At 73.3% G+C, this 26548-nt stretch carries 31 protein-coding genes and 1 riboswitch; of the genes, 14 read left to right on the top strand and 17 right to left on the bottom strand.

Annotated elements, in window-relative coordinates:
* Positions 1-899: 899 nt before the first annotated feature.
* Genes bioD through bioB form a run of 3 tightly spaced genes read right to left on the bottom strand, consistent with a single transcriptional unit; the run spans position 900 to position 4106 of the window.
* The gene (bioD, locus tag AB0F62_RS38235) at positions 900-1616 is read right to left on the bottom strand and encodes a dethiobiotin synthase (RefSeq protein WP_361810350.1); all 717 of its coding nucleotides are present in this window, start codon (positions 1614-1616) and stop codon (positions 900-902) included.
* Complete coding sequence (locus AB0F62_RS38230; protein ID WP_361810348.1) at positions 1613-2905, bottom strand: adenosylmethionine--8-amino-7-oxononanoate transaminase; 1293 nt, start codon at positions 2903-2905, stop codon at positions 1613-1615. The genes bioD and AB0F62_RS38230 overlap by 4 nt, the downstream gene beginning before the upstream one ends.
* Positions 2898-4106 (bottom strand): biotin synthase BioB, encoded by a 1209-nt coding sequence (gene bioB / locus AB0F62_RS38225; RefSeq protein WP_361810346.1) that lies wholly within the window; start codon positions 4104-4106, stop codon positions 2898-2900. The genes AB0F62_RS38230 and bioB overlap by 8 nt, the downstream gene beginning before the upstream one ends.
* 152 nt (positions 4107-4258) lie before the next feature.
* Here bioB and AB0F62_RS38220 point away from each other — a divergent pair, with 152 nt between their 5' ends.
* Positions 4259-5407: an 8-amino-7-oxononanoate synthase gene (locus AB0F62_RS38220; protein WP_361810344.1), complete on the top strand. Its 1149-nt coding sequence runs from the start codon at positions 4259-4261 to the stop codon at positions 5405-5407.
* 2 nt (positions 5408-5409) lie between these two features.
* Here the strand turns inward: AB0F62_RS38220 and AB0F62_RS38215 are convergent, their stop codons facing one another.
* Both AB0F62_RS38215 and AB0F62_RS38210 read right to left on the bottom strand, forming a co-directional pair.
* Positions 5410-5661: a DUF397 domain-containing protein gene (locus tag AB0F62_RS38215; protein WP_361810342.1), complete on the bottom strand. Its 252-nt coding sequence runs from the start codon at positions 5659-5661 to the stop codon at positions 5410-5412.
* 15 nt (positions 5662-5676) lie between these two features.
* The gene (locus AB0F62_RS38210; RefSeq protein WP_361810340.1) at positions 5677-6528 is read right to left on the bottom strand and encodes a helix-turn-helix transcriptional regulator; all 852 of its coding nucleotides are present in this window, start codon (positions 6526-6528) and stop codon (positions 5677-5679) included.
* A 286-nt stretch (positions 6529-6814) separates the two neighbouring features.
* On the opposite strand from AB0F62_RS38210, the gene AB0F62_RS38205 reads away from it, so the two are divergent.
* Complete coding sequence (locus tag AB0F62_RS38205) at positions 6815-7246, top strand: ATP-binding protein (protein ID WP_361810338.1); 432 nt, start codon at positions 6815-6817, stop codon at positions 7244-7246.
* 12 nt (positions 7247-7258) lie between these two features.
* On the opposite strand, the gene AB0F62_RS38200 is transcribed toward AB0F62_RS38205, so the two are convergent.
* From AB0F62_RS38200 to AB0F62_RS38185, 4 genes are all read right to left on the bottom strand, one after another.
* Positions 7259-7903, bottom strand: a complete 645-nt coding sequence (locus AB0F62_RS38200) for a GNAT family N-acetyltransferase (protein ID WP_361810336.1) — start codon at positions 7901-7903, stop codon at positions 7259-7261.
* Positions 7904-7980: 77 nt separating this feature from the next.
* Positions 7981-8454, bottom strand: coding sequence for a C40 family peptidase (locus AB0F62_RS38195; protein WP_361810334.1), 474 nt, complete (start codon positions 8452-8454; stop codon positions 7981-7983).
* Positions 8455-8457: 3 nt separating this feature from the next.
* Positions 8458-8616, bottom strand: a riboswitch (cyclic di-AMP (ydaO/yuaA leader).
* Between the two features lie 347 nt (positions 8617-8963).
* Positions 8964-9269, bottom strand: a complete 306-nt coding sequence (locus AB0F62_RS38190; RefSeq protein ID WP_361810332.1) for a hypothetical protein — start codon at positions 9267-9269, stop codon at positions 8964-8966.
* 6 nt (positions 9270-9275) lie between these two features.
* Positions 9276-9917 (bottom strand): ATP-dependent Clp protease proteolytic subunit, encoded by a 642-nt coding sequence (locus tag AB0F62_RS38185; RefSeq protein ID WP_361810330.1) that lies wholly within the window; start codon positions 9915-9917, stop codon positions 9276-9278.
* Positions 9918-9993: 76 nt separating this feature from the next.
* Here AB0F62_RS38185 and AB0F62_RS38180 point away from each other — a divergent pair, with 76 nt between their 5' ends.
* From AB0F62_RS38180 to AB0F62_RS38145, 8 genes are all read left to right on the top strand, one after another.
* Complete coding sequence (locus AB0F62_RS38180; protein WP_361810328.1) at positions 9994-10287, top strand: type II toxin-antitoxin system Phd/YefM family antitoxin; 294 nt, start codon at positions 9994-9996, stop codon at positions 10285-10287.
* A 706-nt stretch (positions 10288-10993) separates the two neighbouring features.
* Positions 10994-11296, top strand: a complete 303-nt coding sequence (locus AB0F62_RS38175) for an urease subunit gamma (RefSeq protein ID WP_361810326.1) — start codon at positions 10994-10996, stop codon at positions 11294-11296.
* 10 nt (positions 11297-11306) lie between these two features.
* A complete protein-coding gene (locus AB0F62_RS38170) occupies positions 11307-11708 on the top strand; it encodes an urease subunit beta (RefSeq protein ID WP_361810324.1) in 402 nt (133 codons plus the stop codon).
* Positions 11701-13422, top strand: coding sequence for an urease subunit alpha (locus AB0F62_RS38165; protein ID WP_361810322.1), 1722 nt, complete (start codon positions 11701-11703; stop codon positions 13420-13422). Before AB0F62_RS38170 ends, AB0F62_RS38165 begins: the two co-directional genes overlap by 8 nt.
* Before the next feature lie 17 nt (positions 13423-13439).
* Positions 13440-14114: an urease accessory UreF family protein gene (locus tag AB0F62_RS38160; protein ID WP_361810320.1), complete on the top strand. Its 675-nt coding sequence runs from the start codon at positions 13440-13442 to the stop codon at positions 14112-14114.
* 12 nt (positions 14115-14126) lie between these two features.
* The gene (gene ureG / locus AB0F62_RS38155; RefSeq protein ID WP_361810318.1) at positions 14127-14822 is read left to right on the top strand and encodes an urease accessory protein UreG; all 696 of its coding nucleotides are present in this window, start codon (positions 14127-14129) and stop codon (positions 14820-14822) included.
* Positions 14819-15580, top strand: coding sequence for an urease accessory protein UreD (locus tag AB0F62_RS38150; protein WP_361810316.1), 762 nt, complete (start codon positions 14819-14821; stop codon positions 15578-15580). The genes ureG and AB0F62_RS38150 overlap by 4 nt, the downstream gene beginning before the upstream one ends.
* Positions 15577-16020, top strand: coding sequence for a type II toxin-antitoxin system PemK/MazF family toxin (locus AB0F62_RS38145; RefSeq protein ID WP_361810314.1), 444 nt, complete (start codon positions 15577-15579; stop codon positions 16018-16020). Before AB0F62_RS38150 ends, AB0F62_RS38145 begins: the two co-directional genes overlap by 4 nt.
* A 52-nt stretch (positions 16021-16072) precedes the next feature.
* Here the strand turns inward: AB0F62_RS38145 and AB0F62_RS38140 are convergent, their stop codons facing one another.
* Positions 16073-16384, bottom strand: a complete 312-nt coding sequence (locus tag AB0F62_RS38140; RefSeq protein WP_361810312.1) for an antibiotic biosynthesis monooxygenase family protein — start codon at positions 16382-16384, stop codon at positions 16073-16075.
* A 1214-nt stretch (positions 16385-17598) separates the two neighbouring features.
* Between AB0F62_RS38140 and AB0F62_RS38135 the strand changes: the two genes are divergently transcribed.
* Positions 17599-19194 (top strand): alpha/beta hydrolase, encoded by a 1596-nt coding sequence (locus AB0F62_RS38135; RefSeq protein WP_361810310.1) that lies wholly within the window; start codon positions 17599-17601, stop codon positions 19192-19194.
* 80 nt (positions 19195-19274) lie between these two features.
* Here AB0F62_RS38135 and AB0F62_RS38130 read toward each other — a convergent pair whose 3' ends face one another.
* The 5 genes from AB0F62_RS38130 to AB0F62_RS38110 all read right to left on the bottom strand — a co-directional run bounded on the left by AB0F62_RS38130 (position 19275) and on the right by AB0F62_RS38110 (position 24010).
* Entirely contained in the window at positions 19275-19637 is a 363-nt protein-coding gene (locus AB0F62_RS38130; protein ID WP_361810308.1) for a cupin domain-containing protein, read from the bottom strand.
* A gap of 9 nt (positions 19638-19646) precedes the next feature.
* Positions 19647-20495 (bottom strand): TIGR02452 family protein, encoded by an 849-nt coding sequence (locus AB0F62_RS38125; RefSeq protein WP_361810306.1) that lies wholly within the window; start codon positions 20493-20495, stop codon positions 19647-19649.
* Positions 20496-20521: 26 nt separating this feature from the next.
* On the bottom strand, positions 20522-21592 hold the full coding sequence (locus AB0F62_RS38120) for an NAD(P)-dependent oxidoreductase (RefSeq protein WP_361810304.1): 1071 nt from the start codon (positions 21590-21592) through the stop codon (positions 20522-20524).
* 87 nt (positions 21593-21679) lie between these two features.
* A complete protein-coding gene (locus AB0F62_RS38115) occupies positions 21680-22396 on the bottom strand; it encodes a lysophospholipid acyltransferase family protein (RefSeq protein WP_361810302.1) in 717 nt (238 codons plus the stop codon).
* A gap of 168 nt (positions 22397-22564) precedes the next feature.
* Positions 22565-24010: an MFS transporter gene (locus tag AB0F62_RS38110; RefSeq protein ID WP_361810300.1), complete on the bottom strand. Its 1446-nt coding sequence runs from the start codon at positions 24008-24010 to the stop codon at positions 22565-22567.
* A gap of 115 nt (positions 24011-24125) precedes the next feature.
* Here AB0F62_RS38110 and AB0F62_RS38105 point away from each other — a divergent pair, with 115 nt between their 5' ends.
* The 3 genes from AB0F62_RS38105 (at position 24126) to AB0F62_RS38095 (ending at position 25558) form a co-directional block, all read left to right on the top strand.
* Positions 24126-24830 (top strand): TetR/AcrR family transcriptional regulator, encoded by a 705-nt coding sequence (locus tag AB0F62_RS38105; RefSeq protein ID WP_361810298.1) that lies wholly within the window; start codon positions 24126-24128, stop codon positions 24828-24830.
* A gap of 129 nt (positions 24831-24959) precedes the next feature.
* Positions 24960-25154, top strand: a complete 195-nt coding sequence (locus tag AB0F62_RS38100) for a hypothetical protein (RefSeq protein ID WP_361810296.1) — start codon at positions 24960-24962, stop codon at positions 25152-25154.
* 98 nt (positions 25155-25252) lie between these two features.
* On the top strand, positions 25253-25558 hold the full coding sequence (locus AB0F62_RS38095; protein WP_361810294.1) for a hypothetical protein: 306 nt from the start codon (positions 25253-25255) through the stop codon (positions 25556-25558).
* A gap of 211 nt (positions 25559-25769) precedes the next feature.
* Here the strand turns inward: AB0F62_RS38095 and AB0F62_RS38090 are convergent, their stop codons facing one another.
* Both AB0F62_RS38090 and AB0F62_RS38085 read right to left on the bottom strand, forming a co-directional pair.
* The gene (locus tag AB0F62_RS38090) at positions 25770-25976 is read right to left on the bottom strand and encodes a cold-shock protein (protein ID WP_361810292.1); all 207 of its coding nucleotides are present in this window, start codon (positions 25974-25976) and stop codon (positions 25770-25772) included.
* 343 nt (positions 25977-26319) lie between these two features.
* Positions 26320-26481: a hypothetical protein gene (locus AB0F62_RS38085; protein ID WP_361810290.1), complete on the bottom strand. Its 162-nt coding sequence runs from the start codon at positions 26479-26481 to the stop codon at positions 26320-26322.
* Positions 26482-26548 lie beyond the last annotated feature (67 nt).

Here is a 26548-nt window from a genome sequence, read left to right as displayed (position 1 = left end):
CTGTGCCGCACAACAAATACACGTAAGTGTCCAGAACGCCCACCCCTACGACCCCGCCCCCTCCGTCTCGTAGCGCGCCTGATCCCCGGAGGGGGTGAGACGGAAAGAGCCCCTCCGCCGACCAGAGCGCACCGCGACAACGGGGGCTGTGCAGCGCTTGCGGGAAGGGATCGCACAGGGCCTACTCCGGTGGGACAAGAGGGGTAGTTGGCGTGGCCCGACCGGCTCCGGGCGCCTCCGCTTCGGAGCCGTCCGGTGCGTGCTGCTGCCAGCCGCCCGGCGATCGCCGCCGGTCTCGACCGGGGGAGCCCCAACAGGGCATCCGGCGGGGGAATTTCGGGCCGCGTCCTGGGGATTCCGCCGGCTTGATCGGCAACACCACGAAAAGGCACGCCATCCTTCTTACCGGGTGCCTTCTCGCACCGTGACGGCCGCGCTCTGGCACGAGACCCGTCTCCACCGGATCCATCTCGGGGAACGGCCCAGACCCGAGACCAGGAAGATCGGAGACCGGGACGACACCCGATCCGCAGGTGCGGCCGGCGGGCCGGTGTTCCGGCGCGTTGTCGTGGCGGAGGGGCGTTCCCCCATGCCCCCCTCCGGCGATCAGGCGCGCTACGAGACGGAGGGGGCGGGGTCGTAGGGGTGGGCGTTCTGGACACTTACGTGTATTTGTTGTGCGGCACAGACGGCACCTACCCGGACCGCCCGCCATGCACATAAATATGCGGTCCAGAATGCCCAGCCCCGGAGGCCGCGACCCCGGCCCACCCCCACACGCGCGAGGCCCGCACCGATCGCGCCGGGCAATCGGGCGGGCGGGCGGGGAAACCCCCAACCGCAACCACAACGGCGCCGCACACGACCACCGGCCGCAAGAGGCGCACCGGCACCGCGCCTTAGCCCCACCGCACCGCGAACGCGGACGCGTCCCACGTGCCACCGATACGCGGCGACAGCCAACCGGGCGCCGCCTGACGGAAGTCGGACGGCTCGAGGGCGGCGGCGCCCGCAGGCAACGCCCCCAGCAGGGGCGCGCCGGACACCTCGGGGAGGTCGGCCAGGTTGCAGCGCGCGGCCAGATCCGCCTCCTCCGGCCAGCTGCCGATGACGAAGCCCGCGCACTTCAGGTCCCGCGCCTTCAGCGCCTCCGCCGTCAGCGCGGCGCCGTTGAGCGTGCCGAGCCCGGCCGGGGCGACCACGAGCACCGGGGCCGCGAGCATCCGCGCCGCGTCCGCCAGCGTCGAGCCGGCGTCGTCCAGGCGGACGAGCAGCCCGCCCGCGCCCTCGACGAGCACGATGTCGTGCACCGCCGCCAGCTTCGCCGCCGCCTCCGCGATGTCGGCCGGGCCCACGGGGGCGAGACCGGAGCGCCGCGCGGCCGTCGCGGGCGCCAGCGGCTCCGGGTAGCGGGCCAGTTCGACGCTGGTGACCTCGGGCCCGGCGAGCCGGGTGACCTCGGCGGCGTCCCCCGGCTCGCCGGGGCCCACCCCGGTCTGCGCGGGCTTCAGATACGCGACGCTGTACTCGGCGAGCAGCGCCGTCGCCGCGATCGCCGCCGTGGTCACCGTCTTGCCGATCTCCGTGCCCGTACCGGTCACGAACAACACCGTCATGCCGCCTCCGCCGCAGCGCACACCGCCGCGCAGATACGCGCGACGTCCTCGTCCCCCGTCACGTACGGGGGCATCGTGTAGATCAAGTCCCGGAACGGCCGCAACCATACCCCGCTGCGGACGGCGGCCCGTGTGGCGGCCGCCATGTCGACGTCGTGGTCGAGCTGGACGACGCCGATCGCGCCCAGTACCCGTACGTCCCGCACGCCGGGCAGACGGGCGGCGGGCGCGAGGCCCTCGCGCAGCCCGGCCTCGATGCGCTTGACCTCCTGCGCCCAGTCCTGCCCGAGCAGCAGGTCGATGGAGGCGCAGGCGACGGCCGCGGCCAGCGGGTTGCCCATGAAGGTCGGGCCGTGGGCGAGCACCGGCACCTCGCCCCGGGAGATCCCGTCGGCGACGCGCGCCGTGCACAAGGTGGCGGCCATCGTGAGGTAGCCCCCGGTCAGGGCCTTGCCGACGCACATCACGTCCGGCGAGACGCCCGCCTGGTCGGCGGCGAAGAGCGTCCCGGTCCGGCCGAAGCCAGTGGCGATCTCGTCGAAGACCAGCAGCACGTCGTTCTCGTCGCACGCCTCGCGCAGCACGCGCAGATAGGCGGGGGAGTGGAAGGACATGCCGCCCGCGCCCTGAACGACGGGTTCCACCACGACCGCGGCGAGCTCGTGCGCGTGACGGGCGATCATCTCCCGCAGGTGGTCGGCGTAGGCGGGCTCGTACGCCGTGGGCGGCGCGTCCGCGAAGAGCTGCCGGGGCAGGACGCCGGACCAGAGCCCGTGCATGCCGCCGTCCGGGTCGCAGACGGACATCGGCTGCCAGGTGTCGCCGTGGTAGCCGCCGCGCCAGGTCATCAGGCGGTGCTTCTCCGGCCGGCCGAGCGAACGCCAGTACTGCAGGCACATCTTGACCGCGACCTCGACCGACACCGAGCCGGAGTCGGCGAGGAACACGTGCCGCAGCGGCTCGGGGGTGATCTCGACGAGGCGGGCCGCGAGCCGCACGGCGGGCTCGTGGGTGAGCCCGCCGAACATGACGTGGCTCATCCGGTCCAGCTGGCCGCGGGCCGCCTCGTTGAGCACCGGGTGGTTGTAGCCGTGGATCGCCGACCACCACGACGACATGCCGTCGACGAGTTCGGTCATGCCCTCGGCCGGTTCGGCGAGGCGCAGCCGGACACCGGCCGCGGACTCGACGACGAGCGGCTCGCGGCGGCCGGGCATGGGCCCGTACGGATGCCAGACGTGCTCCCGGTCCAGTGCCAGCAGCTCGCCCGGGGTGAGCGGCTCAGGCATTGGGCGGCAGGTCCGTCCCGGTACCGCGGCGGCGGACCGCCACCAGGTCGGTGCGGGCGGCACCGGCGGCGGCCGGCTGGGCGTCGTCGCCGTGGCCACCGCAGGGGCCGCAGCCGCCGCCTTCGGCCGCGCCGTGCGAGCCGCAGCCGGCGGAGGCGTGGGAACCGCAGCCCCCGGCCGGGGCCGCCGCGGCGTCCACCCGGTGTTCGGGCAGGGTCACCGTCCCGGCGCCCTCCACCTCGAACCCGGCGTCCGCGATCATGTCGAGGTCGGCCTTGCCGGCCTGGCCCTCACTGGTGAGGTAGTCGCCCAGGAAGACGGAGTTCGCCAGGTGCAGCGCGAGCGGCTGCATGCTCCGCAGGTGCACCTCGCGGCCGCCCGCGATGCGGACCTCCACATCGGGGCAGACGAACCGCACCATCGCGAGGATCCGCAGGCACCGCTGCGGCGTGAGGTTCCACTCCTTCGCCAGCGGGGTGCCCTCGAACGGGATGAGGAAGTTCACCGGGACGGAGTCGGGGTCCAGCTCCCGCAGGGCGAAGACCACGTCCACCAGGTCCTCGTCGCTCTCGCCCATGCCCGCGATGAGGCCGGAGCAGGCCGACAGGCCGGCCGCCTGGGCCTGCTGCACCGTTTCGACCCGGTCCGCGTAGGTGTGGGTGGTGGTGATGTCCCCGTAGGTGGCCTCGGAGGTGTTGAGGTTGTGGTTGTACGCGTCGGCGCCCGCGCCGCGCAGCCGCTCGGCCTGCCCGTCGGACAGAAGGCCCAGGCAGGCGCAGACCTCGACGCCCTCGTTCTGGTCCTTGATGGCCTCGATGGTCTTGGAGACGCGGTCCACGTCGCGGTCGGTCGGGCCCCGCCCGCTGGCCACCAGGCAGACCCGCTTGGCGCCGCCGGCGACCCCCGCCGCCGCGGCGGCCGCCGCCTCATCGGGCTTCAGCCAGGTGTACTTGAGGATCCCGGCCTCCGAGCCGAGCCGCTGCGAGCAGTACGAGCAGTCCTCGGGGCACAGCCCGGACTTCAGGTTGACCAGGTAGTTCAGCTTGACCCGGCGGCCGAACCACTCGCGGCGCACCTTCCCGGCCGCGGCCACCACGTCGAGCAGTTCGTCGTCGGAGGTCGCCAGAACGGCGAGCGCCTCCTCGCGGGTGGGCAGCTCTCGGCGGAGGCCCTTCGCCACCAAAGCATTCAGCAGATCCATGCCGCGATCCTGACGCACGGCACGGGCCGCGGCCAATGGGACATCCCACAAGACCGCTCGCGCAGGGTGTGTGCATCACCACACCGTGCGAGACGTTCGGGCACACTACGGTGCTGCCGAAACCCATCCTCCGCCGACCCCAGGGGACGACCATGAGCCGCGACCCGTTCGACTGGATCGACGCGCACGCCGAGCGGCGTCGCGCGGCCGGGCTGGTACGCACCCTGCGGCCCCGCCCCGCGGCGTCACCGCTGCTGGACCTGGCCTCCAACGACTACCTCGGGCTCGCCCGGCATCCCGAGGTGACCCGGGCGGGCGCGGACGCCTGCCTGCGCTGGGGCGCCGGCTCCACCGGTTCGCGGCTGGTCACCGGCAGCACCGAGCTGCACGCCGAGCTCGAGGCCGAACTGGCCGCCTTCTGCGGCTTCGAGGCGGCACTCGTCCTCGCGTCCGGCTATGCGGCCAACCTCGCCGCGGTCACCGCCCTGTCGGGTGAACCGGGCACGCTGATCGCCTCCGACAGCGGCAACCACGCCTCGCTCATCGACGGTTGCCGGCTCTCCCGGGCCGCCACGGAGGTCGTGCCGCACGCCGATCCCGACGCCCTGCGCAAGGTGTTCGCCGGGCACGAGGGCCCGATGCTGGCCGTCACCGACTCCGTCTTCTCGGTGGACGGCGACGCCGCCCCGCTCGGGGCGCTGGCCGCGGTCTGCCGCGAGCAGGGTGCCGCGCTGCTGGTGGACGACGCCCACGGCCTCGGGGTGCTCGGCCCCGGGGGCAGCGGGGCCGCCGCGGAGGCCGGTCTCGCGGGAGCGCCCGGGCTGGTGTGCACCGCCACGCTCTCCAAGTCGCTGGGCAGTCAGGGCGGCGTCGTGCTGGGGCCGGCCCGCGTCATCGGGCACCTGGTCAACGCCGCGCGGACATTCATCTTCGACACCGGCCTGGCCCCGGCGGCGACCGGGGCCGCCCTGGGTGCGCTGCGCCTGCTGCGCCGCGAGCCGGAGCGCGCCGTACGGGCCCGGGCGGTCGCCCGCGAGCTGTACGAGCGCCTGGTGGAGGCGGGGCTGGACGCCACCGCGCCGGACGCGTGCGTCGTGTCGGTGCGGGCGCCGTCGGCCGAGGCGGCCGTGGCCTGGGCCGCGCGGTGCCGCGAGGCGGGTCTGGCGGTGGGCTGCTTCCGGCCGCCGTCCGTGCCCGACGGCATCTCGCGGCTGCGGCTCACCGCGCGGGCGGACCTGACGGACCGGGAGATCGGCGACGCCGTGGGGACGATCGTCCGTACGGCGCCGCCGGGCCCCTGAGTTCAGGGGCGGTGGGTGAGGGTGCCGGTCGTCACGGCGGCGAGGAACTCCGCCCATGTCGAGGGGGGAAAGAGCAGGGCGGGGCCGCGCACATCCTTGGAGTCGCGTACGGCGAGCTGTCCCGAGAGCGGCCCGTCCCCGATGAGGGCCGCCTCGACGCAGTTGTTCGCCGCCGTGCTGTAGCTGCTGCGTCGCCAGTTCACGCCGCAGAGGGACGCACTGGAGGTGACGTACTGAGGCAGTGCGTTGGACATTGGGGGTGTGCCTCCTTACGCGCCTTTGCCGATGCCGGAGATGAAGGACAGCGACTGTTCACTCGACAGGGCGTGGGAGCGCAATCGATTGAAGGCAGCACCGTACGCCCTGACATCCTCTTGCTGATCCAGATAGAGACTACTCGTCAAATGGTCGAGAACAACCACGTCGAGATCGGCAATGCGCGGAAATGAGAAGATTACGAAAGGCCCGGTGACGCCTATATGCCCACCGGCCGAGAAAGGCAGCACCTGCAGATGCACATGAGGCAGTGAACCCAGCTCGACAAGATGGCTCAATTGCGCCGCCATCACCCCCGGCCCCCCGACCCTGCGCCGCAGCACCGCCTCGTCCAGCACCGCCCACAGCTCCAGCGGGGGATCCGCGCGCAGCACCGCCTGGCGGGCCATCCGCACCTGCACCAGCGTCGCGATCTGCCGCGGACCGAGCTGCGGCAGGACGGAGCGGGTCAACTCGCGGGCGTAGTCGGGGGTCTGCAGCAGTCCCGGCACCACGGTGGTCTCCAGGGTGCGCGCCCGGCAGGCGTCGGTCTCCAGGGAGATGAAGTCCCGGTAGGCGGAAGGGAGTTCCTCGCGGAACTCATGCCACCAGCCGCGCCGGTCGCCCTCGCCCGCGAGCGCGGCCAGCATCTCCCGCAGCCGCTGGTCGCGCACCCCGTAGACGTCCAGCAGCGCCGTGACGTCCTCGGGGCGCACTCCGCTGCGGCCGGTCTCGATCCGGCTGACCTTGGACTGGTGCCACCCCAGCCGCTGGGCGGCCTCGCCGCTCGTGAGCCCTGCCGTGTCGCGCAGACGACGCAATTCCGAGCCGATCTTGCGGCGGCGTACCGCCGGCACCTGCTGCATGGTGTGTGCACCTCCCGGTTCCCGGCACCCCCGCCGGTCCCCGAGCGAAGTCTGCCGCGCAAATACGTTCTCTCGTAGCAGAGTTCACCGCTTTGGGCGACAGATATATGCATATAGCTGTGGTGACACCGGATTAAGGGCACGATGAGTGACACTCTGGCGCGTGAGTGCCGTCCGGATCGTGCCGCGCGGAAGGCGGGGCACGGCGCCGTCGGCTGCCGCGCGTACGGCCACGGGCGCGGCCGCGTCGGAGTCCTGGGCACGGCGGGAAAGGGACAGCGTCGCCATGGCAGACCACCAGGAAGCATCCGTCACCCTGCCGAGCGACCCTGCCTCGGTCCCCGCGGTACGTCGCTACGTGAGCGACCTGCTGGCGGAGTGGGGCATGCCGGATGACTCGGAACCCGCCGACTCCGTACGGCTCATCGTCTCCGAACTCGCGACCAACGCCGTGCTGCACACCCTCGGTCAGTCGCCGACGTTCACCCTCGACATCCAGCTGGACCGCGACGAGCAGCTGCGCATCGGGGTCACCGACAGCCACCCGCGGTGGCCGCGGAGACTGCCCGCGGCCGTCCAGCAGGACAACGGCCGGGGCATGGTGATTATCCGTCATCTCACGGCGGAGGCGGGCGGCACGCTCCTGGTCACGCCCACCCCCGAGGGCGGCAAAACGGTGTGGATCAGCCTCCCCTGGGCCGCCGCCGCCGTCGAGTGACCCCGGTGGCCCTCACTCCTCCCGGGTGAGCAGCAGCGCTTCCGCGCCCATCGGCACGAAGCCCGCGGCCGTGAACGCCCGCACGCTCGCGGCGTTGCCCGGGGCGATCTGCGCCCACACGGTCTCCCCGTCCGGGACGAGATGCCGCGCCGCCAGGGCCAGCCGGCGGCCGAGCCCGGCGCCGCGCGCCCCCGGGTCTACCTCCACGGCCGCCTCCCAGCGGCCCGCCACACCCCGGCCCGTCAGGACCGTGCCCCCGGGCACCGTCCACGCCCGTACGGCGTCGCGGTGCCGCAGGGCCCGCACGATCCGTGGATGTCCCCGGTCGCCGGTCTCCCGCAGGGCCGGGCCCGGGCCGGACGGCGGCGGTCCGGGCAGCGCGGGCGCGGCGGTGAGGAGGTCGACGTTGTTCACCGCGCGGCCCAGGAGCCCGCACAGCGCGGTGAGGAACGGCGGATTGAGCGGCGCCGAGAGGTCACCGGGCGGCAGGAGCCCGCGGATCCGTTCGGCGTCGGCGTCCGCGAAGACCACGGTGTGGGCGGTGAAGGCGATCACCCCGGCATCGCGCGGCCCGGGCTGCGGCACGATCGTCACCGAGCCGTCCGCGGGCGGGAAGAGGCCCGCGGCGGCATCGGCGAGGATCCGTTCGAGCGTCATGCCGGCACGCTACCGCCACGTCCACGGCGCCGGTCGCGTTGCCCGGGAGCCCCGGCTCCCGGGCAACGCGACCGGGGTCACCTCACCCGGCCGTACCAGACGCTGCGGCTCCAGATCTTCTCCAGCCGCACCTTTCCGCCTGGCTTGGGGGAGTGCCAGATCTTCCCGTGCCCCGCATACATCCCCACGTGGTAGATGTTGCTCCCGTAGTGGAAGAAGACCAGGTCACCACGGGTCCGCGCGGACTTCCGGATGTGCCGGACGCTGTTGTACTGCGCCGCCGCGGTGCGCGGGAGCTTCTTGCCCACCTTCTTGAAGGAGTAGAAGGTGAGCCCCGAGCAGTCGAACCGGCGCGGGCCGGCGGCCCCGTACGCGTACGGCGCTCCCCTCTTGGACGCCGCGATCTTCAGTGCCTTGGCGGAGACCGTCGCCGCGTCGGCCTGCTGGGCGAGGTCCGGCAGTACCGCGGGACCGGCCACGGCGGCCGCCGTGAGGGCGGAGGCCGCCCCCAGCCGGCACAGCACCGCGGACATGGCTGTCGGCGCACTCATGCGCAACCCTTCGTCGTCCGCCTGCGAAGGATGACCTGTCGGGTTCGGGCAGGCGAAGATGCCCGGCCGCTGCTGCGGCTTCACCCCAAGGGACCGGCGATGGCGCCGGTCCCGTCCTGCTCGGGTCCTCCGCTCCTGCCGATGCGTCGGTGTCGACCTGGCATCCGCGGCGGCGGCAGGATTCGGCGTCCGCGCGGACCGCCCCGCCGGGATGACGGGGGCTTGTCGTCGAAGGGATGATCACCCACCGAAGCGGCCGATTCCCAGCACAACCGGTCGAATGTGAGTCTCTTCACGACTCACCTATTCGGGTGGACTCCGCGGCGGGGGACTCTGTCTGACGAGTCGAAAGGAGTCGAACACCTGGGATGGAGTGCCGTATTCCCCATGTGTGCGGCCATATCGCGCAAGTCGGGGACACTCGGGCGTCCACGGCAAGTACAACGATCGGGCGAGTCCATTCGGTTCGAGTTCGCGCCGCTCGAACGGACCAGTGCGGTGACGCTCCGTCAGCGTGGCCGGGGTGAGGGCAAGGTCACCTGGCCGGCTCGGCGTTCGCCGTCGAGCACCCGCAGGGCCCGTTCCATGGTCCCCGTGTGCACCTCGTTCTCCCCGCGCATGTGCATCAATGTCAGCGCGTCACGCAGCTCCGCCGCCCGTCCCACCAGGGCCTGCGCGGCGCGCAGTGCCCCGTAGGTGTCCCGGGAGCGGGACGGATTGATCCGGCCCAGCAGGTCCACGACCTCCAGATAGGCGTCGATGAGTTCGCCCTCGGCCCGGGTCAGGGCCGGGAGCGGCGGAAGTTCGGGCACCACGGCCGGTCACCGCAGGGTGCGCGGGGCGCGGCCGGCGTCGCCCTTGCGGCTCAGCGTCAGCCGGTCGACCAGGCCGTAGGCCACGGCCGACGGGGCGTCAAAAATCGTGTCCCGCTCGATGTCGGCCCGGATCCGCTCCGGTTCCCGGCCGGTGTGACGTACCAGCAGCTCCTCCAACTGTTCCCGTCGGCGAAGCAGTTCCCTGGCCTGGATCTCCAGGTCCGCCGTGGTGCCCTGGATCGCCTCCGCGAACGACGGCTGGTGGATCAGCACCCGCGCGCCGGGGGTCGCCATCCGCTTGCCGGGCGCTCCGGCGGCGAGCAGGACCGCCGCCGCCGAGGCGGCCTGGCCGACGCACACCGTCGACACGTCGCAGGTGACGAACTGCATGGTGTCGTAGATCGCGGTCATGGCGGTGAAGGACCCGCCGGGGGAGTTGATGTAAAGCGAGATGTCCCGCTCCGGCGAGGTGGCCTCCAGATGGATCAGCTGGGCCATCACGTCGTTCGCCGAGGTGTCGTCGATGGGCGTCCCGAGGAGCACGATCCGCTCCTGGAGCAGCTTGGAGTACGGGTCCATGGAGCGGACACCCTCGCTGGTGCGCTCGGTGAACTCGGGCAGGACGTAGCGGGCGGTCGGTCGAAGCATCGCTGCACCTCCGTGGGCATGGGAGCCCGTCCATGTAAAAAATGTACAGGACGTACATCTCGTTATGATGGTGAGCATGGCCCACGAAGTCCCGGTGACACAAGCGCGTGCAGAGCTGGCGGAGCTGATCAACCGCGTCGTCTACGGCGGTGAACGCGTGGTCGTGACCCGTCACGGCAAGCCGCTGGTCGCCCTTGTATCCGCCGCTGACCTGCAACGACTCGAAGAGCTCGACGCCGCCCCCGAGGAGGCGGTGGTCAGCACGGTCTCCTCGGTGCGGGGGGCGGTGTCCGCCACGGGCGAACGCCGCCGCTTCGGCATCGCCGCCGAGCACCGCGGTAGGACGGACGCCCGCCACGACGGAGCCTGAGCGGCGCGGGGCGGCGTCTCCGGCGCCGGGGTCACCCCGGAGAGGCGCACCGACCGGGCCGGCCGGCGGTGCGCCCCCACACGGCACCGACAGCCCGGGCCGGGCGCGGGACCGCGGCGCGGGCGTGACGACGGCGGGGCCCAGCGGCGCCGCGTCCGGCGCCGGCCCGGGGCAGGGGGGACCCGGAGTGGCAGTTCCGCCCCGACACGCTGCGCGGGCCGCGCGCGGTGGCCGGCGCCGGCCTGGCACGTTCGGCGGCACCGCGCAGTGCTCGGCGGCCCGGCGGATCGGATCGGGCAAGGTCCGGAACGCGCGGCCGAGGCTTGGGGCGGCTGCCGCCCGTGCGGCGGCGCCGCGCCCCGCATCGAGCCGCCGGTCGCCCGGAGGGAGCGGTCGCCGGCCGGGGACCGGACGGGGTACTCCATGGCGGTCGCCGAACTCGTGTCATACGGCGTGGAGCTGAAACGCCGTGGCATCCTGCCGGGGGGCCGCCCGCACCCTCATCGGCACCGTCCGGGACGCATGCTCCGACGGGCGCCGTTTCCCGAGGCGCGTGCTCGCCGGGTTCGTCCCGCAAGCGGGGCGCGAGTTAACGCGGACGAAACGCCGCCGAACTAGCCTGCGGCTTCCGGACAACGGAAGAGCGGATCCGCAGGCCGGGGCGCCTGGCGGGCACGTTCACCCGGGAGGACTGTGAGGTGTGGCCATGCAGCTGACCCCCCACGAGCAGGAGCGCCTGCTCATCCATGTCGCCGCCGACGTGGCCGGGAAACGGCGGGCCAGGGGCCTGAGGCTGAACCACCCGGAGGCGATCGCCCTGATCACCTCGCACCTCCTCGAGGGCGCCCGCGACGGCCGCAGCGTCGCCGAACTCATGGCCTCCGGCCGCAAGGTGCTCACCCGCGACGAGGTCATGGAGGGCGTGCCGGAGATGATCCACGACGTGCAGGTCGAGGCCACCTTCCCGGACGGCACCAAGCTCGTCACCGTCCACGAGCCGATCGTCTAGGGGGCGCCGCGTGATCCCCGGGGAGATCCTGTACGCCGACGAACCGGTCGCCCTCAACACGGGCAGGCCGGTCACCCGGCTCACCGTGCTGAACTCCGCCGACCGGCCCGTCCAGATCGGTTCCCACTACCACTTCGCCGAGGCCAACCCGGGTCTGGTCTTCGACCGGGCCGCCGCCCGCGGGAAGCGCCTGGCCGTTGCCGCGGGGACCGCCGTGCGCTTCGAGCCCGGCATCCCGGTCGAGGTCGACCTGGTGCCGCTCGGCGGCGCACGGATCGTCGCCGGGCTGCGCGGGGAGACCGCCGGAGCCCTCGACCAGGGCGATGAACACGACGCCCACGCGCCGCAGCCGGGCGGCGACGCCGACGTCCGCCGGGCGGGCGGAGGAGCACGGGGAGGGCACGATGACTGAGATCTCGCGGGCCGTCTACGCCGACCTGTTCGGGCCGACCACCGGGGACCGTATACGGCTCGCCGACACGGATCTGCTGATCGAGGTCGAGAAGGACCTGTCCGGCGGCGCCGACGGCTCCGGCGACGAGGTCGTCTTCGGCGGCGGCAAGGTGATCCGGGAGTCGATGGGCCAGTCGCGCGTCACCCGGGCCCAGGGGACCCCCGACACCGTCATCACCGGTGCCGTCGTCCTCGACCACTGGGGCGTGGTCAAGGCCGACATCGGCATCCGCGACGGGCGGATCGCCGCCATCGGCAAGGCCGGCAATCCCGAGACCATGGACGGCGTCCACCCGGACCTGGTCATCGGACCGGAGACGGAGATCATCGCCGGAAACGGGAAGATCGTCACCGCCGGGGCCATCGACGCCCACGTCCACTTCATCTCGCCGACGATCGTGGACGAGGCGCTGGCCTCCGGCATCACCACCCTGGTCGGCGGCGGCACCGGGCCCGCCGAGGGCACGAAGGCCACCACCATCACCCCCGGGCCCTGGCACCTGGCACGGATGTTCGCGGCGCTGGAGCACTACCCGGTCAACATCGGGCTGCTGGGCAAGGGCAACACCGTCTCGCACGAGGCGATGCGCTCCCAGCTGCGCGGCGGCGCCGTCGGCTTCAAGATCCACGAGGACTGGGGCGCCACCCCGGCCGCCATCGACGCCTGCCTGACGGTGTGCGAGGCCACCGGCGCCCAGCTCGCGATCCACACCGACACCCTGAACGAGGCGGGCTTCGTCGAGGACACCCTCGCGGCCATCGCCGGGCGGGGCGTCCACGCCTACCACACCGAAGGCGCGGGCGGCGGGCACGCGCCCGACATCATGACCGTCGTCGCCCACTCCAACGTCCTGCCGTCCTCCACCAATCCGACCCGGCCGCACACCGTCAACACCGTCGAGGAGCACCTCGACATGCTGATGGTCTGCCACCACCTCAACCCCTCCGTGCCGGAGGACCTCGCCTTCGCCGAGTCGCGGATCAGACCCGGCACGATCGCGGCCGAGGACGTCCTGCACGACATGGGGGCGATCTCGATCATCTCCTCGGACTCCCAGGCCATGGGACGGGTCGGCGAGGTCGTGCTGCGCACCTGGCAGACCGCGCACGTCATGAAGAGACGGCGCGGCGCCCTGCCCGGCGACGGTCGGGCCGACAACCTGCGCGCGCGTCGATATGTCGCCAAGTACACGATCAACCCCGCCGTCGCCCAGGGTCTCGACGGGGAGATCGGCTCCGTCGAGAGCGGCAAGCTGGCCGACCTGGTGCTCTGGGACCCCGCGTTCTTCGGCGTCAAGCCACAACTGGTGATCAAGGGCGGTCAGATCGCCTACGCGCAGATGGGTGACGCCAACGCCTCCATCCCCACCCCGCAACCGGTCATGCCCAGGCCGATGTTCGGCGCGATCGGCGGCGCCCCCGCCGCCAACTCCTGCACCTTCGTGACGCAGACGGCGCTCGACGACGGCCTCGCCGAGCGCCTCGCCCTCGGCAAGCGGTTCCTCCCGATCCGCGACACACGCCGTGTCACCAAGGCCGACATGCGGGAGAACGACGCCATGCCCCGGGTCGAGATCGACCCCGACACCTTCACCGTCCGCATCGACGGCGACGTCGTGGAACCCGCGCCGGCCGTGGAACTGCCCATGGCACAGCGGTACTTCCTGTTCTGAGCAGAGCAGGGGGGACGATGAACCGCGCCGCGCTCCTCGTGCTCGCCGACGGCCGCTTCCCCGCCGGGGGCCACGCGCACTCCGGCGGCGCCGAGGCGGCCGTCGCGGCGGGCCGGATCACCGGCCCGGAAACGCTCGAGGAGTTCTGCCGGGGCAGGCTCCACACCACGGGCACCGTGGCCGCGGCGCTCGCCGCCGCGGCGGCCGCGGGCGCCGATCCGCTCGCCCTGGACGACGCCGCCGACGCCCGCACCCCCTCGCCCGCGCTGCGGCAGACCGCCCGCCGTCTCGGCCGGCAGCTGATGCGGGCCGCCCGCGCGGCCTGGCCGTCGCCCGAACTCGACGCGCTCGCCACCGCCCGCCCGAGGGGCGCGCACCAGCCCGTCGTCCTCGGCGTCACCGCGCGCGCCGCCGGCCTCGCCCCCCTGGACGCCGCCCACACGGCGGCGTACGAAGCGGTGACCGGTCCGGCCACCGCCGCCGTGCGCCTGCTGAGCCTGGACCCGTTCGCGGTGACGGCCGTCCTCGCCCGGCTCGCCCCGGAACTGGACGCGGCCGCGACCCGGGCCGCCGAGGCCGCCCACCGCTGCCTGACCGAGGGCACCGACGCGCTGCCCGCCGCCTCCGCGCCGCTGCTCGACGTCTACGCGGAAGTCCACGCCGCCTGGCCCGTACGCCTCTTCGCCTCCTAGGGGGACCCCCACATGCACCTCGACCACGACCACACCGTCTTCCCCCAGCGGCACACCGGCTCCGCCTCGCCCGCCCGCCCCGACGGCAGCCGCCGCGCGCTGCGGGTGGGCCTCGGCGGCCCGGTCGGCTCCGGCAAGACCGCCACGGTCGCGGCCCTGTGCCGCGCGCTGCGCGACGAACTGTCCATCGCCGTCGTCACCAATGACATCTACACCCGCGAGGACGCCGACTTCCTCCTGCGCGAGGCCGTCCTGCCGCCCGAGCGGATCGCCGCCGTGGAGACGGGCGCGTGCCCGCACACCGCGATCCGCGACGACATCTCCGCCAACCTCGAGGCCGTCGAGGAACTGGAGGACGCCGTCGGCCCGCTCGACCTCGTCCTGGTGGAGTCCGGCGGGGACAACCTCACCGCCACCTTCTCCAAGGGCCTGGTCGACGCGCAGATCTTCGTCATCGACGTGGCCGGGGGCGACGACATCCCCCGCAAGGGCGGTCCCGGAGTGACCACCGCCGACCTGCTGGTCGTCAACAAGACCGACCTCGCCCCCTACGTCGGCTCCGACCTCGGCCGCATGGCGCGCGACGCCGGGGAGCAGCGCGGCGACCTCCCCGTCGTCTTCACCTCGCTGGTCGCCGAGAACGGCGTCGTCCCCGTCGCCGAGTGGATCCGCACCCGGCTGGCGGCCTGGGCGACGGTCCCCGCGTGACCGCCGTCCAGGCCACCGCGCGGATCACCGCGGTCCCGGACGGCCGCGGCGGCACCGCCCTGCCCGAACTCACCGGCGAGGGGCCGCTGGCGCTGCGGCGTACGCGCTCCGCCGTGGGCCGGGCGGCCCGTGTGACAGTCGTCGGCGCCATGACCGCGCCGCTCGGCGGCGACCGGCTGGCCGTGCACGTCGGCGTGGAGCCGGGCGCGGTGCTGTACGTGGACGCGGCGGCCGCGACCGTGTCGCTGCCCGGCAGGACGGGGGAGCAGGCGCGCTACGACGTGCGCCTGACCGTGGGCGAGGACGCCGAGCTGCACTGGCTGCCGGAACCGCTGATCGCCGCCGAGGGCAGCGACCTGCGCATGACGACCACGGCCCAACTCGCCCCGGGCGCCCGCCTGGTGCTGCGCGAGGAGCAGATCCTCGGCCGCGCGGGGGAGCGGCCGGGCCGGCTCACGACCCGCCTGACGGTACGGGTGGGCGGACGGCCGCTGCTGGACCAGGAGCTCTCCTTCGGGCCCGGCGCGGCGGGCTGGGCCGGGCCTGCGGTCCTGCACACCCACCGGGCGGTCGGCCAACTACTGCTGGTGGACCCGGCGTTCGACGACAAGCCGGCGGAGGTCCGGCTGCCGGCCTGGGAGGCGGAGGAGGGCGAAGCCGTACTGACGCCGCTCGCCGGGCCGGGCGCGCTGCTGACCGCCGTCGCCCCGGACGGGCTGCGCCTGCGCCGGCTGCTGTCGGCTACCTTGGCCCCGTGACGTCCATAGACACCGAGAACCCCGGCCGCTACGGCCCCAGCGCGACCACCGAGGCACAGCCGGAGCAGGTCGGTCCCGTCCGCACCGAATACGCGCCGGCCCACGACGGCGACCCCGACCCGGGCGAGATCGTCTGGACGTGGGTGCCCTTCGAGGAGAACGACGGACGCGGCAAGGACCGCCCGGTCCTGGTCGTCGCGCGGGAGCGGACCGACACGCTGCTCGCCGTGCAGCTGTCCAGCAAGGAGCACAACGACGACCGCGAGTGGGTCGCCATCGGCTCCGGGCCCTGGGACAAGTCCGGCCGCCCCTCCTGGGTCAACGTCGACCGCGTGCTGCGCGTGCACCCCGACGGCATGCGCCGCGAGGCGTGCGCGCTCGACCGGGGGCGCTTCAACATCGTGGTGAACCGGCTCAAGGAGCTGTACCGCTGGCGCTGAGGCGCATACGGACCGGCCCCCGGGGCGGGCACCACCCCGGGGGCCGGAGCCGTCAGGACGTCACGTCGGCGACGACGGTGTACTGCGTCGACTCGTGCTCCAGGATGCACTCGCGCAGCCCCACCCGCCGCGCCTTGAAGTCCTCGCTCGCCAGGTAGGCGAGGTACTGCTCGAGCGACTGCCACTCGCTGGTCACGATCCAGCTGTCCGGGTCCGCGAGGGACCGGCACAGCTGCGAGCTGATGAAGCCGTCTGCCGTGACGATGCCGCGGTGCACGAGGTCGTATGCCTCCGCATACTGGTCCCCCTTGCCCTCGTGAAGCCGAATCCGCAGAACGACGCGTGTCTTCGGTGTGCTGTCCATGGGACCTCGATCCTTGGGGGCGCGAGGACCGTGCGCACGCCGCAGCCGCGCCGGGCAGGGGCTCGGGGCCGTGCCCGGGACGGTGGCGTGGGGCCCGGCGGGCCACTGGATCGCACGGGGCGGCGCGGGAGTCGACGTGGAGGGGCCTTCGGAGGCGAGACCCGGGACGGCCGCCCGGGGGGATCGCCCCGTCCATCCCGGGGGATGGGGCACCACTGTGATACCGCCGTCCCTCGACTGTGCCGCCGTCGTCCCGGCGGTGCAAAAGAGCTGGGCCGAACGAGTGACGGCGCGCGCCTGTTCGCCCTGCCCGGACGGGGTGGGGGGTGCGGTCGGCGGGCCGGTCAGCGCCGCGGCCGCCCGGTCCGCGGCCGCCCCGCCCGCGGCGCCCCGCCCCGTTAGCACCGCCCCGATGCGGCTTCCCCGCACGGTGGACCAGCCGCGGCGCGGTCCTCCGGCCGGTGGCGACGCCCGCCGCCCCTCGGCCGCCGAACGCGGCGGCAGCGCCGGGGCGAGTCCCGTCCCGACCGGCGCCGGTCCCGCGCGGACCTCCGGGCGCACGTGCCGCACACCCGTCCGGAAGTCCTCCCCCGGGCCGCCGCAGGGTGCGGCACCGCGGCGGACGGCTCGTCCACCCGCAGGGCGTCCACGAAGTCCGCCGGCCGCAGCCCGCGCCTGCCGGTCGGCGGATGCCTCTCGGACGGCACGACCGCCGGATCCCGTTCCGCACACCGCACCGCGTATGGCAGAACGCCGGGCGCCGCCGCGCCGTCCGCGAGTCCGGCGTCGAGTGCCCCCTGCGGCGACCACGGCGACGCCCCCCCCCGGGCGGTTCATGACCCGCGGTGTCGTCTCCGTGCGCGGGCGTTCCTCCCACCACCGTGCCGCCGCGGTCCGGCCCCGGACAGCAGGGGCGCGGGCCGCGCGCACGACCCCGCCGGGGCCCCCGGGTCGCCGAACTCCCGGTCCGGCCCCTCCCTCTGGCGACCCGCTTCCGGTCCGAGCCGGCCGGCGACGGCTCGGTGTCCCGTCCGATCGTCCGGGGGCCCGCCGGGGCGGCGGTGGAGCACACCGCCAACCGGGGTGCCCGTCTTATGGATTGGTAAAGAAACTCTCATAAGATCTTTTCCGGGAGGCCCTCGGGGCGAAAGGATCCCCCTGCAGTTGCGTGATCAGGCCGCCACGAGCGGCACCATCAGCAGGGGGAGTTCATCGTGAGACGCACAGCCGTGCTTGGGCTGACCGCGGCCCTGATAGCCGGCACCGTCGCCGCCGTTGCGCCGCAGACCGCGATCGCTCGTAGCGCGCCGACCCACGGACACAGTGGCACGACCGAGGCCCAGGGCGCACGGATCGCCGCCGCCCGCGCCGCGAAGGCGGGCATCGACTGGGCCACGTGCCCGGCGGACTGGGGCATCGCCGCCCCCGTGCAGTGCGGTTGGGTGACCGTACCGGTCGACTACGCCAAGCCGTACGGCAAGACGATCAAGATCGCCGTGGACCGCATCGGCAACACCGGCACCGCCGCCGAGCGGCAGGGCGCCCTCATCTACAACCCGGGTGGCCCCGGTGGTTCCGGCATGCGCTTCCCGCTCCGGGTGACCACCAAGAACCCGATCTGGGCGGCGACCGCCAAGGCGTACGACTTCGTGGGCTTCGACCCGCGCGGTGTGGGCCACTCGGCGCCCATCTCCTGTGCCGACCCGCAGGAGTTCGTGAAGGCGCCCAAGGCGGACCCGGTCCCGGACAGCGAGGCCGACAAGCGGGCGCAGCGCAAGCTGGCCCGCGAGTACGCCGAGGGGTGCAAGGAGCGCACCGGCGCCGCGATGCTGTCGCAGATGACGACGGCCAACACCGCCCGCGACCTCGACGTCATCCGCGCCGCGCTCGGAGAGCGGAAGCTCAACTACCTCGGCGTCTCCTACGGCACCTACCTCGGGGCCGTCTACGCCACGCTCTTCCCGTCGCACGTGCGCCGCATGGTCGTCGACAGCGTCGTCAACCCGGACCGCGACCAGATCTGGTACCAGAACAACCTGGACCAGGACGTGGCCTTCCAGGGCCGCTGGGACGACTGGAAGGCGTGGGTCGCCAAGTACGACTCCGTCTACCACATCGGCAACACCCCGGTGAAGGTCCAGGCGAAGTGGGAGCAGTTGCGGGCCACCGCCAAGGCGCACCCGATCGGCGGCGTCGTCGGCCCGGCCGAACTGCTCGGTCTCTTCCAGAGCGCCCCGTACTACGACTCGGCCTGGGCGACCGTGGCCGGTGTCTGGAGCCAGTACCTCGCCGGTGACACCCAGGCCCTGGTCGACGCCGCGGCCCCCGACCTCTCCGACACCGCGGGCAACATCGCCTCGGAGAACGGCAACGCCGTCTACACGGCGGTGGAGTGCACCGACGCCAAGTGGCCCCGCGACTGGCGCACCTGGGACCGTGACAACACCCGTCTGCACGCCAAGTACCCGTTCCTGACCTGGTCCAACGCGTGGATGAACCTGCCCTGCGCCACGTGGGGCGTCCCGCAGCAGAACCCGGTGGAGGTGCGGACCGGCCACGGCCTGCCGCGCGTCATGATCGTCCAGAGCACCCGTGACGCGGCGACCCCGTACACGGGCGCCGTCGAGCTGCACAAGCGGCTCAAGGGCTCGCTCATGATCACGGAGAAGGGCGCCGGCTCGCACGGCGTCACCGGCCTGGTCAACCCCTGCATCAACGACCGGGTGACCGGCTACCTCGTGTCGGGCACCCTCGACCGGTCCGACGTGACGTGCACCCCGCACGCCACGCCGGTGCCGCCCACGAGCTGACCCGTCGCGGTACGCGTAAGGACGGCCCCGCCGCGCCCATCGGGCACGGCGGGGCCGTCCGGCGTTCCGGGCCCGGGCGGCTAGCCGATCCGCACCCCGGTCGTGCCCGTGCCCTCGTTGCCGTCACCGGTGTTGACCGTGCCGCGCGGCTCGAACATCAGGATGCGGGTGCCCTGTTCGGCGCGCGGCCGGTGCGGGACACCGCGGGGCACGGTGAACACCTCGTGCGGGCCGAGGGTCACCGTGCGGTCGGGCAGCTCCAGGTGCAGGCGGCCGGCCAGGACGAGGAAGAACTCGTCGGTGTCCGCGTGCGCGTGCTCGGCGAAGTCGCCCTCGACGTTGGCGACCTTGACGTCGTAGTCGTTCACTTCGGCGAGGACGTGCGGCAGCCACTTCTCCCGCACCGCGTCCATCACGGTGTCGATGTTGCGCTTGTCGGTCATGGGACTCCTCTACCCGCGGAAGGCGCCGGCGAAGGCCGCCCGGGTGGGCGAGTCCGCGCGCCGGTCCAGGACGGCGAAGACCACCCGGGCGAAGCGGTCCGCGAACCGTCCGCCGGGCCCGAGGTGCTCGCGGAACGCGGCCGCCACCGCCGCGGGGTCGTTGCGGAACACCCCGCAGCCCCAGGCGCCCAGCACCAGGGCGGGGTATCCGTGCGCCGCGGCGACCTCCAGCACCCGGCCGGCCCGCGACCGCAGTGCCGCCGGCACCCGGTCCACCGCGTCGGGGTCCTGACGGGCGATCACCCCCGCGTTCGGGGCGGCGGAGGTGAGGAAGCCGGCCGCGAAGGGCTCGTCCAGCAGGACGCCGCGCTCGTTCCGGAAGACCGGGACGGCGGGGGAGTGGATCACCCGGTCGCTGTAGAAGGGGCTGCGGTCGGCCCGGTGCCACTCGTAGAACTCCCGCGCCGTGAGCAGCGTGGTGTACAGCGCCGAGGCCCGGCAGAGCGCCTCCTCCTGGGCCTGCGCCCCGTTGAGATAGCCGCCGCCGGGGTTGCGGGCCGAGGCGAAGTTCGCCACGGCGACCGCCGTGTCGGGTGCCTCCAGGGCCAGGCGGCGCGCCGCCTGCAGGCTGTCCTCGGACGTCACCTCGAAGGCCGTGGGCCCGCCGCCCGCGCCGGGGCCGGGGCCGATCGGCCCGGGACCGGGGTCGACCGGTTCGGGGCCGTACATCCGCGTCCCCCGCACCGCCCGTGCGACGGAGTCCGCGATCGTCACCTCCACGCCGCGGGCCGTGCGGTAGCGGCCCGCCGCGACGACGGCTTCGGTCTCCCGGGCGACGGCCCGCAACCGGGCACTCATGTTCGATCCTTCTGCACGCTGTGAGGCTAGTTCGCCCCCCGCGGCCCGGCGAGGGGTTTTCCGGCTGCCAGCCAGCGGTCCTCGGCCTCGTAGTCGAACAGGTCGCCGAAGCGGTCGTACGTCGACGCCAGAACGGGGAACGCCTCGCGCCAGTCCCGCGCGCCGAGCCGCTCGACCAGCCAGGCCGCGTTCTCCGGCAGCGACTGCTCGTAACCGGTGACGGCGCGGTATCCCAACTCGCGCTCCGCGGCCGACATGTCCAGCACGAAGGGGTGCGCCGTCGTCCACGGGGTGTCGCCGACGTTCTTCGCCGGGGGAGGGCCGTCCACGGCGTACGTCTCCGCCCGGTGGGCCAGCAGCGCGCCGATGGCGTCCGCGATCTCCGCCACCGTCGGGGCGTACGGGTCACCGGCGTTGAGCACCCGCGAGCCGGGGCGGCGGGCGGCCAGCCGCACCATTTCGGCGAGGTTCGAGGCGTGCACCGGGTGGAAGCGGCTCTCCCCGCCGTACGCGAGCACCCGGAACGGCCGCCGGTCCACGGCCCGCTTGACGAAGTACAGCTCCCGGGGCCGCAGGCTGTGCGGGCCGTGGACCGCCCCGGCGCGCAGCAAGGTGACGGGCAACCGCCCCTCCGCCGCCAGCAGGTCGCGCTCCAGCGCCACCTTGCGTGCCGAGTAGCCGCCTTCGCCGGGCGCCACCACCGGCTGCGTCTCCGCGACGGGCACGGGGAAGACGGGCGCGCCGCCCGGCTCCCCGTCGGTCTCCAGACTGCGGCCCCGGCCGTCCTCGTAGACGGAGCAGCTGGACACGACGACCGCGGAGCCGATCCGGTCCGCCAGCCCCGTCAGCTGCCGCGCGTGCTCCGGCCCGTAGGCCACGCAGTCCAGCAGTACGTCGCAGCCCTCGCCGAGCGCGGTGGCCAGCGCCGTGGTGTCCTCGCGGTCCACGGCCACCGGCCGGACCCCTTCGGGCCACTCCACCTCACCGCCGCCCCCGCGGGAGGCGGCCCGCACCTCCCAGCCGTCCTCGGCGAGGGCGCGTACCGCCGCCCGCCCGATCTGTCCCGTCGCCCCGATCACGAATGCGCTTCCCGTCATGTCGGTGACGCTAGGCGGGCGGGGAGCGGAGCGGCCAGGGACGTTCGCCGTGCGCGGATCCGCCCAGGGCGCAACCGCCGGGGCCGGTCAGGCGCCGCGGCGCAGCCGGGAGCCGATGCCGGACTGGCCCTGCTCCTCCGCCTTGACCTCGGCGGCGTAGCGGTCGACGTACTCCTGGCCGGACAGGGCGAGGATCGCGTACATGATCTCGTCCGTCGCCGAGCGCACGACATAGCGCTCGTTGTCCATCCCCTCGAAGCGGGAGAACTCCAGCGGTTCGCCGAAGCGGATCCGCACCGGCTTGATGCGCGGCAGGCGTCGGCCGGTCGGCTGGATCTCGTACGTGCCGATCATGGCGCAGGGGATCACCGGGACCCCCGCGCGGATGGCCATCGTGGCCACGCCGACCTTGCCCTTGTAGAGGCGTCCGTCGTGGGAGCGGGTGCCCTCGGGGTAGATGCCGAGCAGTTCGCCCTTGCCGAGCACCTTCATCCCCTCGCGGATCGCCGACTCGCCGGCCTTGCCGCCGGAGCGGTCGACCGGGATCTGCCCGATGCTGTGGAAGAACGCCGCGGTGAGCCGCCCCTTGAGGCCGGTGCCGGTGAAGTACTCGGCCTTGGCCAGGAAGGTGATCCGGCGGGGGAGGATCGCGGGCATCAGGAAGTGGTCGGAGAACGACAGGTGGTTGCCCGCGACGATCGCCGCGCCCTCCTCCGGGATGTTCTCCATGCCCTCGATCCTCGGACGGAACAGCAGCCGCAGCAGCGGGCCGAGGATCACGTACTTGAGCACGTAGTAGAACACGGACTGACTCCCAACTGGCGCCGATCGGCTCCGGGGCGGCGTTCTTCCAGGTCACAACGTGATTCGAGGATGGCCAGTCTAGGCGCGGCGGATGCCGCGCGTCACCGGGCCCGCGCGGGTGCGGACCGCGGTGCCCGGCATCCGGGGGGTCATCCGGGGCGCCTGACGTCAGTGCCCCGTCGCGCCCTCGCGGGCGTGGCGGGGCATCAGGAAGGCCGCCGCCAGCGCCGCGACGAAGGCCGCCGCTGCCATGAGCGCGGTCCACCAGGTGGCGTCGACGGTGCCCCCGCCGGCCGCGCGGGAGAAGAAGGCCGTGCCCAGGACGGCCACGCCGACCGAGCCGCCCAGCTGCTGGACGGCGTTGAGGACGCCGGAGGCGGAGCCGTTCTCGTGCTCCGCCACGTCGGCGAGGGCGATGTCGAAGAAGGGGGCCATGATCAGGCCCATCGCGAAGCCGTTGACCAGCAGCGCGGGCAGCAGCTGCCAGGTGGTCGCCCCGTGGCCCGCCAGGCGCACGGTGAGCGCGAGCGCGGCGACCGCCAGCGCCGAGAGCGCGAACCCCGCCTGGATGGTGCGCCGGCCGTACTTCGGGCCGAGGACGGCACCGGACAGGATCGCGCCGATGACCGTGCCGACGGACCAGGGGATCATCGAGGCCCCGGCGTGCAGGGCGCTGTAGCCCAGGCCGACCTGCAGATGCAGCGTCAGCACCAGCATCAGCCCGCTGACCGCGGCGAAGAAGACGACTCCCACGACGAGCGCGGCCGTGAAGCCGCGATGCCGGAACAGCCCGGGTTCGACCAGGGGAGAGCCGCCCCGTGCGACCAGCCGCCGCTGATGGCGGGCGAAGAGGCCGAACACCGGGATCGCGCCCGCCATCGACAGGTACGTCCACAGCGGCCAGCCCAGGTCGCGGCCCTGGACCAGCGGGTACACCAGCATGAGCACACCGAGGCTGACCAGCGCCGACCCCGGCAGGTCCAGCCGCGGCGCGTGCGGTGCCCGGCCCTCCGGCAGGACGCGCAGCGCGACGGCGAAGGCGACGACGCCGATGGGGACGTTGATCAGGAAGACCGAGCGCCAGCCGGTGCCGAACAGGTCCGCGTCCGTCAGGAATCCGCCGAGCACGGGGCCGGCGACCGCGGCCAGGCCCATGACCGGCCCGAAGGCGCCGAAGGCCGCGCCCTGCTCCTGCGGCGGGAACATCTGGCGCAGGATGCCGAGTCCCTGCGGAACCATCAGCGCGGCGAACAGCCCCTGCGCGCCCCGCCCGCCGATCAGCATCCCGGCCGAGCCCGCGGCGGCGCACAGCGCCGAGCAGGCCGTGAACCCGGCGAGTCCGACGAGGAACATCCGGCGGCGGCCGACGATGTCGCCGAGCCGTGCCCCGGTGATCATCAGTACGGCGAAGGCCAGCGTGTAGGCGGCGGTGATCCACTGGATCTGCGTGGAACTGCCGCCGAAGTCGGCGCGGATGGACGGCGAGGCGACGCCGACGATCGTGGCGTCGAGCAGATCCATGATCTCGACGGCGAGGATCACGGCGAGGCCGAGCTTGCGCAGGGGGTGGCCGGTGGCCGGGGGAACCGGTGGGGAGAGGGCCTGGGTGCTCATGGGGCCTCCATCGGGTGGGCGAACGGTGTTCGTTTCGAACGAACAGTGTTCTAGATGGCGAACGGTGTTCGTGTCAAGTACGCTGTCCGTGTCCGCTCCCGGAGGTACGCAGCACGTGACATCGGTCCCCGTCCCGCCCTGGCGCGCCGAGCGCAAGAAGGCCCCCCGCCGAAGCCTCAGCCGCGAGGCGATCGTCACGACGGCCCTCCATGTCGTCGACACCGAGGGCCTGGATGCGCTGAGCATGCGCCGGGTCGCCCAGGAACTGGACACCGGCGCCGCCTCGCTCTACGCGCACGTCGCCAACAAGGAGGAACTGCTCGAGCTGCTCCTCGACCGCATCCAGGCCGATGTGACCCGCCCCGAGCCCGATCCGCGGCGATGGCAGGAACAGATCAAGGAGATGGCCCGGCAGGGCCGCCGCGTCCTCGTCACCCACCGCGACCTGGCGCGCGCCGCCATCGGCCAGGGCATCCCCTTCGGCCCCAACGCCCTCCTCAACGCCGAGGCCATGCTCGCGATCTTCAAGGCAGGCGGCCTCTCCGACCGGGTCTGCGCCTACGGCGTGGACGCCCTCGCGCTCTTCGTCACCGCCACCGCGGTCGAGGAGAGCCTGCGCGGCCAGGGCTTCGGCGAGACGGGCGTGACCCTCGACGAGCAGATCGCCCGCATCCGGGAGTACTTCGGCTCGCTGCCCCCCGATCGCTTCCCCCACATCACGGGTATGGTCGACGCCCTGATGCGCGACGAGGGCGACGAGCGCTTCGAGTTCGGCCTCGACCTGCTCGTCTCCGGCCTCGCCCGCCACGCGGCGGTCTGACGGCGGAGGCGCCGGACGGCCGCACCGATGCCGGTAGGGGGGTGCGGCGCGAGGGGGAACCGGCGGCACGTGACATGCGTCCGCCAGATGACGGGTCGGCGGGGCCCGCTGTACATGGAGAGGGAGAACATGAGCGTTCTGTTGCTGCTCGGCGTCCTGGCGCTCGTTGTCGGCGGGTGCGTCTGCGTGGTGTGGGCGGACCGCGGCGGGCCCCGCTGGGTCCGCGTCGTGGCGACCCTGACGCTCGCCGCGGGCGAGTTGCTGCGCCAGTCGGAGAAGAGCCGGCGCCGGAGCCTGAGCCGGTCGAACGGCAACGGCGATTAGGTCGGGCCGGGGCATCCCCGCGCGCGACGGCACCCCGGCGCCGTGACCGGTCCGCGGAACGGTCGCCGTCGGGGAAAGCGAGGGGGGACAGTGGAAGCGTGCCCGTCTGGATGTCGTGGAGCGTCGACCCCATCAGTTCGGCCGGGGCGACCGCGCCGGACGTCGACGAGGCCGTCCGCATGCTCATGGACTCGATCGCCTGCATGCGCACCGCGTACACCTCTGACGCGGCCTACCGGGAGCTCCAGCACTGCGCGGCCGGCATGCGGGCCCGGATGCTCGACGAGGCGCGCGAGGTCCTGCGCACCGGCGAGCAGTGGTCTGCCACCGTCGGCAGCCTCCGCGTGCTGCTCATCCCGCGCAGGGGTCCCTGGCAACGCCCGAGCGCGCCGAGGCCGGGCTGAGTCCGGGCTGGGTTCGGGCCCGGCGCCGTGTCGACCGCCGCGGCGGTGCGGGGCAGGCCGTCCGCGCGGTGGACCGCCGTGCCTGCGGCACCGCGAACGCCGGACCGGATTCCCTGTTGCGCCGGGGCGGTACGTGGGGCTCCGGAACCGGGAACAGCCGGGGCCGGCACCCGTGAGGGTGCCGGCCCCGGCTGTTCGACGCTATCCGGCGTCAGCCGACCGGAACGATGTTCTCGGCCTGCGGGCCCTTCTGGCCCTGGGTGACGTCGAAGCTGACCTTCTGGCCCTCCTGGAGCTCACGGAAGCCCTGGGTGGCGATGTTCGAGTAGTGGGCGAAGACGTCCGCGCCGCCGCCGTCCTGCTCGATGAAGCCGAAGCCCTTTTCCGAGTTGAACCACTTAACGGTGCCAGTTGCCACGATGAAGCATCTCCTTCAGGAGCAGTGCACGAAGCCCGCACTGTGCGGACTCCTGTCGCCGCCATGACCCTCCGGAAGGACCGGAAAAACAAAAATGCACCCAGGGGTCACATCCCGTCAGGTGCACATAAAGTTCATGGGTACCAAAACTGCAACACAGGTAACGTAACACACCTTTCCGAGCAGTGGTGGATCACCCGGGGGTGCATTTTCTTGTCTTTCCCGTCGTCGCGACCGCCGTGCGCGGGCGAGGCGAGCAGGACCCGAAGGGCATCGCCCCCGCATCGGTGGCGGCCGGTCCCCTGATGCGGCGGAATCCGGGCGAGGACGCCCGGACAGGGGCTCAGCGGCGGGTGCGCAGGGCGAACACCCCGATGGTGGCCAGCATCAGGACGACCCAGGCGAACCACACCCACCCGTTCGGGCCCAGGGCCGCCGTGTACGCGGTCACGACGACCAGGGAGACCATCGTGCAGGTGATCATCGCCTTGGCAGGTGCGGGCATCGGTGGCCTCCTCCCCAGGGGCCGCGGGGCGGCGACCCGACTCCATGGTCGCGCCGCCGCCCGCCGT

Origin of the sequence: Streptomyces sp. NPDC026673 (genome assembly GCF_040638135.1) — a bacterium.
Classification (GTDB): Bacteria; Actinomycetota; Actinomycetes; order Streptomycetales; family Streptomycetaceae; genus Actinacidiphila.
The sequence above is the reverse complement of the archived record's forward strand: the minus strand, read 5'-3'. Positions and strand labels throughout refer to the sequence as shown.

Excerpts from the sequence above, each read along its gene's own strand:
- AB0F62_RS38175 (WP_361810326.1), top strand. The coding sequence starts at position 10,994 with ATGCAGCTGACCCCCCACGAGCAGGAGCGCCTGCTCATCCATGTCGCC.
- bioD (WP_361810350.1), bottom strand. The coding sequence starts at position 1,616 with ATGACGGTGTTGTTCGTGACCGGTACGGGCACGGAGATCGGCAAGACG.
- AB0F62_RS38165 (WP_361810322.1), top strand. The coding sequence starts at position 11,701 with ATGACTGAGATCTCGCGGGCCGTCTACGCCGACCTGTTCGGGCCGACC.
- bioB (WP_361810346.1), bottom strand. The coding sequence starts at position 4,106 with ATGGATCTGCTGAATGCTTTGGTGGCGAAGGGCCTCCGCCGAGAGCTG.
- AB0F62_RS38220 (WP_361810344.1), top strand. The coding sequence starts at position 4,259 with ATGAGCCGCGACCCGTTCGACTGGATCGACGCGCACGCCGAGCGGCGT.
- AB0F62_RS38180 (WP_361810328.1), top strand. The coding sequence starts at position 9,994 with ATGGCCCACGAAGTCCCGGTGACACAAGCGCGTGCAGAGCTGGCGGAG.
- AB0F62_RS38125 (WP_361810306.1), bottom strand. The coding sequence starts at position 20,495 with ATGAGTGCCCGGTTGCGGGCCGTCGCCCGGGAGACCGAAGCCGTCGTC.
- ureG (WP_361810318.1), top strand. The coding sequence starts at position 14,127 with ATGCACCTCGACCACGACCACACCGTCTTCCCCCAGCGGCACACCGGC.
- AB0F62_RS38195 (WP_361810334.1), bottom strand. The coding sequence starts at position 8,454 with ATGAGTGCGCCGACAGCCATGTCCGCGGTGCTGTGCCGGCTGGGGGCG.
- AB0F62_RS38205 (WP_361810338.1), top strand. The coding sequence starts at position 6,815 with ATGGCAGACCACCAGGAAGCATCCGTCACCCTGCCGAGCGACCCTGCC.
- AB0F62_RS38210 (WP_361810340.1), bottom strand. The coding sequence starts at position 6,528 with ATGCAGCAGGTGCCGGCGGTACGCCGCCGCAAGATCGGCTCGGAATTG.
- AB0F62_RS38215 (WP_361810342.1), bottom strand. The coding sequence starts at position 5,661 with ATGTCCAACGCACTGCCTCAGTACGTCACCTCCAGTGCGTCCCTCTGC.
- AB0F62_RS38160 (WP_361810320.1), top strand. The coding sequence starts at position 13,440 with ATGAACCGCGCCGCGCTCCTCGTGCTCGCCGACGGCCGCTTCCCCGCC.
- AB0F62_RS38140 (WP_361810312.1), bottom strand. The coding sequence starts at position 16,384 with ATGGACAGCACACCGAAGACACGCGTCGTTCTGCGGATTCGGCTTCAC.
- AB0F62_RS38230 (WP_361810348.1), bottom strand. The coding sequence starts at position 2,905 with ATGCCTGAGCCGCTCACCCCGGGCGAGCTGCTGGCACTGGACCGGGAG.
- AB0F62_RS38100 (WP_361810296.1), top strand. The coding sequence starts at position 24,960 with ATGAGCGTTCTGTTGCTGCTCGGCGTCCTGGCGCTCGTTGTCGGCGGG.
- AB0F62_RS38120 (WP_361810304.1), bottom strand. The coding sequence starts at position 21,592 with ATGACGGGAAGCGCATTCGTGATCGGGGCGACGGGACAGATCGGGCGG.
- AB0F62_RS38185 (WP_361810330.1), bottom strand. The coding sequence starts at position 9,917 with ATGCTTCGACCGACCGCCCGCTACGTCCTGCCCGAGTTCACCGAGCGC.
- AB0F62_RS38200 (WP_361810336.1), bottom strand. The coding sequence starts at position 7,903 with ATGACGCTCGAACGGATCCTCGCCGATGCCGCCGCGGGCCTCTTCCCG.
- AB0F62_RS38085 (WP_361810290.1), bottom strand. The coding sequence starts at position 26,481 with ATGCCCGCACCTGCCAAGGCGATGATCACCTGCACGATGGTCTCCCTG.
- AB0F62_RS38110 (WP_361810300.1), bottom strand. The coding sequence starts at position 24,010 with ATGAGCACCCAGGCCCTCTCCCCACCGGTTCCCCCGGCCACCGGCCAC.
- AB0F62_RS38130 (WP_361810308.1), bottom strand. The coding sequence starts at position 19,637 with ATGACCGACAAGCGCAACATCGACACCGTGATGGACGCGGTGCGGGAG.